This window comes from Methanoculleus sp. UBA208 (assembly GCF_002498065.1).
Lineage (GTDB): Archaea > Halobacteriota > Methanomicrobia > Methanomicrobiales > Methanoculleaceae > Methanoculleus.
In genome coordinates, this window is record NZ_DAFZ01000092.1 from 1 (window position 1) to 7,169 (window position 7,169).

The following is a 7,169-nucleotide window of genomic DNA, read 5'->3' on the forward strand; positions in this document are numbered from 1 at the left end:
TGAGAAACCCAAGGTTTCGAAATACGATGTTCCGACAGAACGGAGCGGGCACCGGCCCTGTCGGGGGGGCCATTATGGCACATTTATTCATTGTGACAAATGTGCACATCAATAAATATCATAACGATCCACGGAGATGCATGTCTTCCGCCACAAGCGATGCCGGCAGCCAGATCAAGCGCATTCCCGTGAAAAAGCCTACCTGGAGGGACCTGCACGACCTCAAGGAGGCCGGAGAGAGCTATGATGAGCTGCTTGGCCGGATGATCCGGCGCGAGCGAGACTATCGCGACTGGAAGATGATCGTCGAGATCGAGGAGACCGGCGAGTTCGTAGCCTTCGACCCGGACGACCTCCTGCAGGACGACTGAGGCACCCTGGAGCAGGAGAGCGTGTTCACCGTTCTGATCGAGAGGAAGGCACGGGAGCTCTTAAAGCGTCTCCCCCCAAAAACCCGGCGCATCGTCGTCGAAAAAATCCAGGAACTCGCGGAGGACCCGTTTCCGGGAGGTAACAAGGAGAAACTTGAGTGTCCCCATCCCCCTGCAGTCTACCGCCTCCATATCAGCAGATCCTTCACTGTTTTTTATATCATCGAGCATCAGGAGAGCATCGTCAAGATCGAGAAGATCGTGACGATCGAGAGAGCACACAAGGAGTATTCACGCCGGTGAGGTCCCGGCCGGGGGAGAGGCGGGGTGCTGGCCGCATCCCCACCCACACTGCAGGGGGATCATGTGGGAGCACGGAGCACGAATCCCGCCCCCAGTCGTACCCCTTAATTACCGTCTGCCCCCAAGATCAACGTACGACCTATGGCTCCCGCTGCACTCAAAGATCATAAAACCGTCCTCACCGCCGCCGCCCTGCTCATCTTCATGCTCGCGGCGGTGCTCCTCCGCGCAATCCCCCACGCCGCGCTCGTCGACGGCTCGTTCACCAACCTCATCGGCGCCGACGCCTGGTACAACCTCCGCCAGATCGAGGTGATCGCGGCGAACTACCCCGGCTACGCCTGGTTCGACCCGATGACCGCCTACCCGACGGGGAAAGAAGTCGCCTGGGGACCGCTCTTCCCGTTCATCACCGCCACCCTCTGCATCGTCGCCGGAGCGGCCGCCCGGCCCGAGATCGTGTACGTCGCCGCGTGGGCCCCCCCGCTCCTCGCGGCCGCCGTCGTCCCGGTCGTCTACCTCACCGGAAAGACCCTCGCCGACAGGACGACCGGGCTCGTCGCCGCCGGGCTCATCGCGATCGTCTCGGCCTCGTTCTTCGCGCGGTCGATCTTCGGGTTCGTCGACCACCACGTTGCGGAAACCCTCTTCTCCACCCTCTTCTGCCTCGCCTACATCACCGCGCTCGCGTACGCCGCCCGGCACCCGGTCTCGACGAAAAAGACAAAGACCATCCTCCCCGTCGCGCTCCTCGCCCTCGGCGCCGGGGCCGCATACCTCCTCGGCCTCCTCGTCATGCCGACGATGATCCTCTTCGCGCTCATCGCCGGGGTCTTCACGGTCATCCAGGCCGCGAGAAACCACCTCGACGGCACCGGGCCGGAAGGGCTCCTCCTCGTCAACGCCGTCACATTCGCCGTGCCGGCGATCTTCCTGCCGCTGTCCGGGTTCATGGTCGAGGGGATGTCGCTCTCGCTCTACTCCGTCGCCCACGTCTACGCCTACCTCCTCCTGATCGCCGCGACCGCCCTCCTCTCCGGCATCTCGCTGGCGCTCAAAGGAAAGCAGAACGAGTACCTCGGCGCCCTCGCAGTGCTCGGAGTTGCCGGCATCGCCTTCCTCACGCTCACCGATATCGGGCAGACGATGATGAGCGGCCTTACGGCGTTCTTCGGCCGGGATATGACCGCCACCGCCATCCGGGAAATGGGGGCCTGGGATCTCTCCCTCGCGTGGCAGAGCTTCAACGTCGGCCTCCTCCTCATCCCCGCCGGGCTCGTCCTCCTCGCCCTCAGGCTCCGGCGGGAGAACCGGCCCGAACTCCTCTTTACAATCGTCTGGTCGGTCGTCATCCTGGTCGCGACCATCCAGCACCTGCGGTTCGAGTACTACCTGGCCGTGAACCTCGCGCTCCTCGCGGCGATCGTCGTCGCGTGGGCGCTCGACTACGGGCTCGAGAAGACCGCCGCATACCTCCGGGAGCCCGAGGGCAAAAAGAAGAAGAAAACGCGTCCCGCCGCCGAGGTCGCCGCCGTCGGGATCGCCGTCCTCCTCACCGTGGCTCTTGTCGGCGCATCGGCCTCGGAAAACATCGGCTACGCGCAGAACGGCGTCCCCCGCACCATGCTCGCCGAAGACTGGCGCAACGCCCTCGAGTGGATGGGCGAAAATACCCCCGACCCCGGCGTGGACTACTACACGATCTACGAGGAGAACGGCTTCACCTACCCCGAAGGGTCATACGGCGTCATGTCCTGGTGGGACTACGGCCACTGGATCACCTTCATCGGACAACGGATCCCGGTCACCAACCCCTTCCAGGACAACGTCCGCAGCGCCAGCGGGTTCTTCCTCGCGACAAGTGAAGAGAAGGCCGACGCGGTTGGGTCCCGCTACGTCGTCACCGACGGCAGGATGGCCGCCGAGGGGTTCCCGGCCATCGCCTTATGGCAGGACGCGGCGACGGGAACCACCCCCTACGCAACGCCCCTTCTTGTCGCGGTGGGAGGAGACGCCTATCGCATCGAGCCGTTCTACCGGGAGGACTTCTACAAAACCATGGCGGTGCGGCTGCAGGCCCTCGACGGGACGCTCGTGGAGCCGGAGAAGGCCCTCTACATCGAGTACGACACCAGGTCGGTCCCGGAGACCGGGTATCCGCTCCTCACCGGGAGCAAAGAGATGAGCCCGGCGGAGGCGCAGGCGGCGGCCGATGCCTACAAAGGATCGGGCAAGGCCGCGGTCTTCGGGACCGATGCCGCCACCCCGCCCGGAACCGTCCCGGCGCTCAGGCACTACCGGCTTGTCTACGAGTCCTCGCCGGACCCCGCGACGAGCGTCAAGATCTTTGAGCGTGTCGAGGGCGCCGTGATCCCCGGCGAGGGCGTCATCGAGGTCACGGTCGCCACCAACACCGGCCGGGAGTTCGTCTACCGGCAGGCAAGCGAGAACGGGACGTTTGTCGTCCCCTACTCCACGACAGGCAACCCCTACGGCGTGAAGACCGCCGGGAATTACCGGATCGGGAACGAGGAGTTCACGGTGACCGAGGAGGCCGTGATGGGGGGAGCGTAGCCCCCCGGACGCAGAGGAGCCTTCGCACCGCGGTTCCGTTCGTCGCGACCGCGAGGATGACGAGTGCCGGGAGAACGAAACCCGTCACCAGCCCGATGATGATGACCGCAAGCCGCTCCGGCCGGGCGAAGAGGCCGGCCCGGCACTCGACCCCGAGCCCCTCGGCCCGGGCCCGGGCGTAGCTGACCATCAGCGAGCCGATAGCGGCGAAGAACGCGGCCTCGACGCCCCAGGGTGTCCCCGCCCCCGCGTAGTAGATGACCAGCCCCCCGTAGACCGCAGCCTCGGCGTAGCGGTCCAGGAACGAGTCGAAGAACGCGCCATAGAGTGAAGCGGCCCCGGTCGCGCGGGCGAGCGCCCCGTCGAGGGCGTCGAAGACGCAGGATGCGGCGACGACGAGCCCGGCAAAGAAGAACGATCCTGAAGCACAAAGGACGCCCGCAGCCGCCATCCCGAGAAAACCGAACAGGGTGAGGGTGTTCGGGGTCGCCCCCGTCCGGGCGACGAGGGCCGCGATTCGCGTGAGCGCCCCGCTCGTCCGTGCCCGGAGGTGCTCCTCGATCACCGGCCCGTCACCCCGGAGAGTTGATCCGCGACCGCCGCCGACCGTACCATGGCAGGGGATCGTCGCTCCCGGGAGATAAGGGTGTCTCTCCCGGGCCGGGTAATGATTATATCCATAATAATTATGGATATAATCATCCTGCCGCTCGGTGACAGGAAGCGGGTGTTCCGGCAGCCGGAGCACCCGTATACCGTGGACTTCGGGGACGGGAGAGGCCTGGAGAGCGGGAGAGAGTCTTCACTCCCTCTGCAGGGCACGGATATACTCGGCGAGGAACTGCTCAATGTCGCCGACATCCTCCTGGAGCAGGTCGTAGATCCTGTCGTTGTCGATATCCCAATAGATGTGGATCAACCGATTCCTGAACCGGGCCATCATCTGCAGGCGTTCTCCAAGGTCCTCGTCGAAGAACCCGTGCTCCTGCATAATACGAAATGTATCGGCATAATTTTCAGGTATTTCCCATCGATTCTTCGTGATCGCATGGTTGGCGAGGTCGATGGCCGCCTCGATGCCGACGATGAGGTGATACTTCGCGCTTGCAACAAGGTGAGGATCTCCTGTAAATACCTGCCTCGGTAGTCGACCCAGTTCCCGGAGCCTCTCACAGGCCTGCATCAGCTCCGATGACAGCGCAGTAACCTTCTCCTCATCGTAGGAGACCAAGGGCTTCCCTCCTGTAGCGCTCCCGGTGATAGGAGAAATCGTGATACTCGGCGAGAATCCTGCAGACAAACTCGCAGCGCGTCTCCTCATCGCGGGATACCAGGATCTCCCCGGTACGGAGGACCGTGAACGCGAACGAAAGCGGCGCCGCGGTGAGCACCCGTACATCGATAGGCACCCCGGCAACCTCCTCCAGTTCCTGTTCAAGCGCCAGTTCGTACCGGAGCGGGTCGGATGACCCGGCGCTGCTGTCCGCGAGGAAGACAGCGATATCGATGTCGCGGAAGGGACCCTGCACAAAGGAGCCGTATACGTACGCGAAGAGGATCTCCCCCTTCTCCTCCAGTCGAACGGCGAGAAGAGTGCGGAGGCGCTGTTTCTCTTCCGGGGAGAGGTTCCGGGGTCTCATCGGAGAGAGATCGGCGCCGGCGGATAAAGACCTTGTGCCGCAGGGAGAGGCAAACGGTTTTGCAGGCACTCTCCGCAACGTTCGTCGAGAGATCCCTGTTCCTGGGCTCTGTTGAAACCCTGTTCCGATCTTCATCCGTTCCCTGATGAGGGCGGTGCCACACCAGGCCTGTCCCCGGGCCGACCTTTTTTCTCGGGCATGTCCTCATGCCGTGGACCGTGGTGGCCTGCGCACCTAGCGGTGCTCGAGCTCCGTTCCTGTCGGAACCTCGCTTATCGCCATTGGGGGAACGACTGTCCGCAGGACGCGACAGTTCGCTAGAACTGGAGCGTGAGCACCGAAGGTGCGAGACAGGAGTTCGAGAAACCCAAAGGGTTTCGCTGTGTGAGCGAAAGCGAACACGAGAAGACCGAAGGGCTTCGCTGTGGGGCTGACGGGGAGGACGACGTTCCGAAGCGCGACTGGCCGGAGGGCAGGAGCGTGAGCACCGAAGGTGCGAAGGAACGGAGTTCGACCACCGTCAGGTGGGGAGTGCGAGCGAAGCGAGCTTGAGCACCGTTAGGTGCGAGGGGGTCTCCCCCTCCCCTGTCTCCACGTTGTAATGGATCCCTGTAACCCCCACCACCCGCGCTTCGCGCTCCTCCTCCGCACCTTCGGTGCTCAAACTCCTTCCCCTGCGGGGAAGTCGTTCCGCCCCCAGGGGGGCGGGCAGTGCGTGGCGATTGCGATGGTTCGCTACGCGACTGACCAGAGGCCGGGAGCGTGAGCACCGTGAGGCATGAGCACCGAAGGTGCGAACATCCGGAGCACGAGCACCGCACGTGCGCAACTCGGTGGAAAGCCATGCCTCTGAGTTACCCCTGACTGCAGCCATCTGGAGCAAGCAAGCGGGTTTCAACAAGGCCTGTTCCTGCATAGTACGAAACGGGTCGGCACAGGATGGGTCCCGTCCCGCCACCCTGGCCGTCCCATCCCGGAATACTGGAGTGGAGGAGGCAGCGGGCCGTGCAGACCCGCGGGAGGGAGCGTAACTCCCGGACCGCAAAAATAAGGAAGTGTCTAACACGTCCCGCCGCAGCCGCAGCCCGCCGGTTTCCTGGCGCCGACCTTGATGCTCACGATGCTCTTTTCGATCGACGCCCTCTCGTCCTCGCCGAGGAGCCCGGCAAGCTCCGGCTCGCTCACGATGAGATCGAGCGGGAAGACCGTCTCCCCCTGGACCGTGACCTCCGTAAAGCCCGCAACGGCGATGCTGCTGAGGTACTCCTCCTTTATCAGCGCTCCCGCGACGCAGCTGCTGTAGAAGAGCGCCGACTCAGCGAGCGGGGCCGGGAGGGGCGCCGTCAGCACGATATCGGAGACCATGAGCCTGCCGCCGGGGCGGAGGACCCGGAACGCCTCGCGAAACACCTGCGGTTTATCGGTGGAGAGGTTGATGACGCAGTTTGAGAGGATCACGTCGACCGAATCGTCCGCCACCGGCAGGTGCTCGATCTCGCCGAGGCGGAACTCCACGTTCGCCCGCCCGCTCTTCTTTGCGTTCTCCCGCGCCTTATCGAGCATCCCGGCCGTCATGTCGACGCCGATGACGCGGCCCGCCGGGCCGACCCGCTCCGCCGCAAGGAAGGAGTCGAATCCCGCTCCTGAGCCCAGGTCGAGGACGACCTCGCCTTCCCGGAGGGAGGCAAGAGCCACCGGGTTGCCGCACCCGAGCCCCAGGTTCGCGCCCTCCGGCACCCGTTCGAGGTCTTCTTCCGAATAGCCGATGCCGAGGCTCACCGATTCGACGGTCCTCCCGGTGCCGCAGCACCCGGTGCCGCACCCGCATCCGCCCTGCCGGGCGGCCACCTGCCCGTATGCATTCCGTACCTGTTTGTGAATATCTTCTTTCTTCATCGCGATAACTCCTGTTCTCCTCTGCCCGCGAGCTCCTCCGTCATGGGAGAGAGCAGCGCCGTCACCATGCCGTTGAAACAGCTCGCCTTGATCAGCGTGATGCAGCAGACGTCTCCTTCCTTCCCCCAGAAGACGACCGCAAGCCGGTCGCCGGGAGCGATCCCCGCGCGTTCGCGGATATCTTTCGGCAGCACCACCTGTCCCCGTGCGTCGACGCTCACGACCGCCTCGATCGTGCAGGCACCGGAACAGGAGGGGTTCCGCCCGTCTCTCGGGGAATCTTTCATACGGCTCACCGGATCAGGGTTGTCTGCGAGAGCACATAAATATTCCGAATATTCTGAATATTCTGAAAAATCACACGCTTTCAGAGAGGTGCACTGCA

Annotated in this window: 9 protein-coding genes; 3 read left to right on the forward strand and 6 right to left on the reverse strand. The window is 64.0% G+C overall.

The genetic code is table 11. From position 1 onward, the window contains the following. Positions 1–140 precede the first annotated feature (140 nt). From BRA62_RS09315 to BRA62_RS09325, 3 genes are all read left to right on the forward strand, one after another. A complete protein-coding gene (locus tag BRA62_RS09315; RefSeq protein WP_292366295.1) occupies positions 141–371 on the forward strand; it encodes a hypothetical protein in 231 nt (76 codons plus the stop codon). 21 nt (positions 372–392) lie between these two features. Continuing rightward, positions 393–674 (forward strand): type II toxin-antitoxin system RelE family toxin, encoded by a 282-nt coding sequence (locus tag BRA62_RS09320; protein WP_292366296.1) that lies wholly within the window; start codon positions 393–395, stop codon positions 672–674. 141 nt (positions 675–815) lie between these two features. Then, positions 816–3,248 carry an oligosaccharyl transferase, archaeosortase A system-associated gene (locus BRA62_RS09325; RefSeq protein WP_292366297.1) on the forward strand — a complete coding sequence of 811 codons (2,433 nt, stop codon included), beginning with the start codon at positions 816–818 and terminating at the stop codon, positions 3,246–3,248. Here the strand turns inward: BRA62_RS09325 and BRA62_RS09330 are convergent. From BRA62_RS09330 to hgcC, 6 genes are all read right to left on the reverse strand, one after another. Next, positions 3,211–3,813 (reverse strand): CDP-alcohol phosphatidyltransferase family protein, encoded by a 603-nt coding sequence (locus BRA62_RS09330; RefSeq protein WP_292366298.1) that lies wholly within the window; start codon positions 3,811–3,813, stop codon positions 3,211–3,213. The genes BRA62_RS09325 and BRA62_RS09330 overlap by 38 nt on opposite strands. A 237-nt stretch (positions 3,814–4,050) precedes the next feature. Further along, positions 4,051–4,479 (reverse strand): type VII toxin-antitoxin system HepT family RNase toxin, encoded by a 429-nt coding sequence (hepT, locus tag BRA62_RS09335; protein ID WP_292366299.1) that lies wholly within the window; start codon positions 4,477–4,479, stop codon positions 4,051–4,053. Then, on the reverse strand, positions 4,463–4,888 hold the full coding sequence (gene mntA / locus BRA62_RS09340) for a type VII toxin-antitoxin system MntA family adenylyltransferase antitoxin (RefSeq protein WP_292366300.1): 426 nt from the start codon (positions 4,886–4,888) through the stop codon (positions 4,463–4,465). The genes hepT and mntA overlap by 17 nt, the downstream gene beginning before the upstream one ends. Before the next feature lie 520 nt (positions 4,889–5,408). After that, on the reverse strand, positions 5,409–5,552 hold the full coding sequence (locus BRA62_RS09345) for a hypothetical protein (protein WP_292366301.1): 144 nt from the start codon (positions 5,550–5,552) through the stop codon (positions 5,409–5,411). Between the two features lie 395 nt (positions 5,553–5,947). Beyond that, on the reverse strand, positions 5,948–6,784 hold the full coding sequence (gene arsM, locus BRA62_RS09350; protein ID WP_292366302.1) for an arsenite methyltransferase: 837 nt from the start codon (positions 6,782–6,784) through the stop codon (positions 5,948–5,950). Next, positions 6,781–7,071: an HgcAB-associated protein HgcC gene (gene hgcC / locus BRA62_RS09355; RefSeq protein ID WP_292366303.1), complete on the reverse strand. Its 291-nt coding sequence runs from the start codon at positions 7,069–7,071 to the stop codon at positions 6,781–6,783. Before hgcC ends, arsM begins: the two co-directional genes overlap by 4 nt. Between the last annotated feature and the right edge of the window lie 98 nt (positions 7,072–7,169).